2 protein-coding genes are annotated in these 2,170 nt (G+C 59.8%); both read left to right on the forward strand.

Going from position 1 to position 2,170, the window contains the following annotated elements:
- Positions 1 to 44 precede the first annotated feature (44 nt).
- Positions 45 to 965 (forward strand): ornithine carbamoyltransferase, encoded by a 921-nt coding sequence (gene argF, locus ACRESJ_RS22765; RefSeq protein WP_431759937.1) that lies wholly within the window; start codon positions 45 to 47, stop codon positions 963 to 965.
- A complete protein-coding gene (locus ACRESJ_RS22770; RefSeq protein WP_431759938.1) occupies positions 962 to 2,071 on the forward strand; it encodes an ABC transporter ATP-binding protein in 1,110 nt (369 codons plus the stop codon). Before argF ends, ACRESJ_RS22770 begins: the two co-directional genes overlap by 4 nt.
- Positions 2,072 to 2,170 lie beyond the last annotated feature (99 nt).

Here is a 2,170-nt window from a genome sequence, read left to right on the forward strand (position 1 = left end):
AAGGCTTTGAGCATCTGCGGTTTGTAGCAAAAAGGTAGTCAATGATGAGCGCAAGGCACTTTCTCTCCCTGATGGATTGCACGCCCGAAGAGCTGGTCAGCGTGATCCGTCGAGGCGTTGAGCTCAAAGACCTGCGTAACCGCGGCGTACTGTTCGAGCCTCTGAAAAACCGCGTGCTCGGGATGATTTTCGAGAAGTCCTCGACCCGCACCCGCATTTCGTTCGAAGCCGGCATGATCCAGCTTGGCGGCCAGGCGATCTTCCTGTCGCCGCGCGACACCCAACTGGGTCGAGGCGAGCCGATCAGCGACGCCGCCATTGTCATGTCGAGCATGCTCGATGTGGTGATGATCCGTACCTTTGCCCACAGCACCTTGACCGAATTCGCCGCCAATTCCCGCGTGCCGCTGATCAATGGCCTGTCCGACGATCTGCACCCGTGCCAGTTGCTGGCCGACATGCAGACTTTCCTCGAACACCGCGGCTCCATCCAGGGCAAGACCGTGGCCTGGATCGGCGACGGCAACAACATGTGCAACAGCTATATAGAAGCGGCGATCCAGTTCGACTTCCAGTTGCGTATCGCCTGTCCGGAAGGCTACGAGCCGAACCCGAAATTCGTGGCCATGGCCGGGGATCGGGTGACCATCGTTCGCGATCCGAAAGATGCCGTGCGCGGCGCCCATCTGGTCAGCACCGACGTCTGGACCTCCATGGGCCAGGAAGAAGAAACCGCCAAGCGTCTTCAGCTGTTCGCCCCTTATCAGGTCAACCGCGCACTGATCGACCTGGCCGCGCCGGACGTGCTGTTCATGCACTGCCTGCCAGCTCACCGTGGAGAGGAAATCAGCGTCGACATGCTTGATGACCCGCGTTCGGTGGCCTGGGACCAGGCTGAAAACCGTCTTCACGCTCAAAAGGCCCTGCTCGAATTTCTCGTCGAGCCGGCGTATCACCACGCATGAGCCAGCCATTACTGCTTAACCTGCGCAACCTCGCCTGCGGCTACCAAGACCAGCGAGTGGTGCAGAACCTCAACCTGCATTTGAACGCCGGTGACATCGGTTGCCTGCTCGGTTCTTCAGGCTGCGGCAAGACCACCACCCTGCGTGCCATTGCCGGTTTCGAACCGGTACACGAAGGCGATATCCAGTTGGCGGGCGAGACGATTTCCAGCGCCGGTTTTACCCTGGCGCCGGAGAAACGCCGGATCGGCATGGTGTTCCAGGACTATGCGCTGTTTCCGCATTTGAGCGTGGCCGACAACATCGCTTTCGGCATTCGCAAGCATCCGAAAAAGGAGCGAGTGACCGAAGAGCTGCTGGAACTGGTCAACCTGAAAAACCTAGGCAAGCGCTTTCCCCATGAGCTATCCGGTGGACAGCAGCAACGTGTGGCCCTGGCCCGCGCCCTGGCGCCGGAACCGCAATTGCTGCTGCTCGACGAACCCTTTTCCAACCTTGATGGCGAGTTGCGACGCAAGCTCAGCCATGAAGTGCGCGACATTCTCAAGGCCCGTGGCACCAGCGCAATTCTGGTGACCCACGACCAGGAAGAAGCCTTCGCGGTCAGTGACCATGTCGGGGTATTCAAGGAAGGCCGGCTGGAACAGTGGGACACGCCCTATAACCTCTATCACGAACCGCTGACGCCATACGTGGCCAGCTTCATCGGTCAGGGGTACTTCATTCGCGGTCAGCTGAGCAGCCCGGAGTCGGTGCAGACCGAACTGGGAGAGCTGCGCGGCAATCGTGCCTACACCTGGCCGATTGGTGGCGCGGTGGACGTGCTGCTGCGACCAGACGATATCGTTTATGCGCCGGATAGCACGCTGAAAGCGCGGATCGTAGGCAAGTCGTTCCAGGGCGCGTCGACGCTTTATCGCCTGCAAATGCCGACGGGTGCGCAACTGGAATCGATTTTCCCAAGCCATGTCGATCATCAGGTCGGCGCAGAGGTTGGCATTCGTGTCGCGGCGGAACACCTGGTGCTATTCCAGGCGAGCGGCAGCATGGCGGCGCAGATTCCAATCGTTGAATCGGGTGTTCGGCGCCACAGCAACGCCATCTGATCCCAATATCCGTAGGAGCGAGGCTTGCCCGCGAAGGCGATTTCAAAGACGCCTTCGCGGGCAAGCCTTAATGCCGGTCAGTTAAGGCATTTGTAGGAG

Origin of the sequence: Pseudomonas sp. (assembly GCF_050739655.1) — a bacterium.
In the GTDB taxonomy this organism is placed as follows: domain Bacteria; phylum Pseudomonadota; class Gammaproteobacteria; order Pseudomonadales; family Pseudomonadaceae; genus Aquipseudomonas.

What these genes read in the sequence shown, in the direction of transcription:
- argF (WP_431759937.1), top strand. Translation starts at nt 45, where the DNA reads ATGAGCGCAAGGCACTTTCTCTCCCTGATGGATTGCACGCCCGAAGAG.
- ACRESJ_RS22770 (WP_431759938.1), top strand. Translation starts at nt 962, where the DNA reads ATGAGCCAGCCATTACTGCTTAACCTGCGCAACCTCGCCTGCGGCTAC.